The organism is Clostridium sp. MCC345, assembly GCF_018785345.1.
GTDB lineage: Bacteria > Bacillota > Clostridia > Lachnospirales > Anaerotignaceae > Anaerotignum_A > Anaerotignum_A faecicola.
The window spans coordinates 1-1,080 of sequence record NZ_WQPP01000030.1 but is presented as its reverse complement, the minus strand read 5'-3'; the positions used below and the strand labels follow the sequence as shown (position 1 = coordinate 1,080).

General features: G+C 51.8%; 1 protein-coding gene. It reads left to right on the top strand.

The window, feature by feature from the left end:
- Positions 1-1,080: recombinase family protein (locus GPK49_RS06865; RefSeq protein WP_215677114.1), on the top strand; the 1,080-nt coding region annotated here is incomplete at both ends.

The window sequence follows — 1,080 nt, the reverse complement described above, 5'->3', positions numbered from 1 at the left end:
GCTGCGGAATATCTTTAACGAATGGCTGGTGAGAGATACGAGCAAGAAAATCAAAGCAGTAAAACGCTCAAAAGGCATGAATGGCAAGCCCATCACAAGCAAGCCTGTGTATGGCTACCTCATGGACGAGGATGAAAATTTCATTATTGACGAGGAAGCTGCACCCGTAGTCAAGCAGATATACAACCTCTGTCTTGCCGGGAATGGTCCGACCAAGATAGCCCGTATGCTCACAGAGCAGCAAATCCCCACGCCGGGAACGCTTGAATACCGCAGGACGGGCAGCACCCGCCGCTACCATCCCGGCTATGAGTGCAAGTGGGCGACCAATACCGTAGTGCATATCCTTGAAAACCGGGAATACACAGGCTGTCTGGTAAATTTCAAGACAGAAAAACTTTCTTACAAAGTCAAGCACAGTGTAGAAAATCCCCCGGAAAAGCAAGTGATTTTCGAGAACCACCACGAGCCTATCATAGACACCCAAACATGGGAACGGGTGCAGGAGCTTCGCAAACAGCGCAAACGCCCAAACCGCTATGATGAAGTGGGTTTGTTCTCCGGCATACTGTTCTGTGCGGACTGCGGCAGCGTGATGTATCAGCAGCGATACCAGACGGACAAGCGCAAGCAGGACTGTTATATCTGCGGCAACTACAAGAAACGCACCCATGACTGTACGGCGCACTTTATCCGCACCGACCTCTTGACCGCTGGTGTACTCTCCAATCTGCGGAAAGTGACCAGCTATGCGGCAAAGCATGAAGCCCGGTTTATGAAACTCTTGATTGAGCAGAACGAGGACGGGGGCAAACGCAGGAACGCCGCCAAGAAAAAGGAACTGGAAGCCTCCGAGAAACGCATAGCCGAGTTATCCGCTATCTTCAAGCGGCTGTATGAGGACAGCGTGACCGGGCGCATATCAGACGAGCGTTTCACAGAGCTGTCGGCAGACTATGAAGCAGAGCAACGGGAGCTGAAAGAAAGAGCCGCTGCTATTCAAGCGGAGCTTTCCAAAGCACAGGAAGCCACCGTGAACGCAGAAAAGTTTATGAATGTTGTCCGGCGGCATACCAGCTT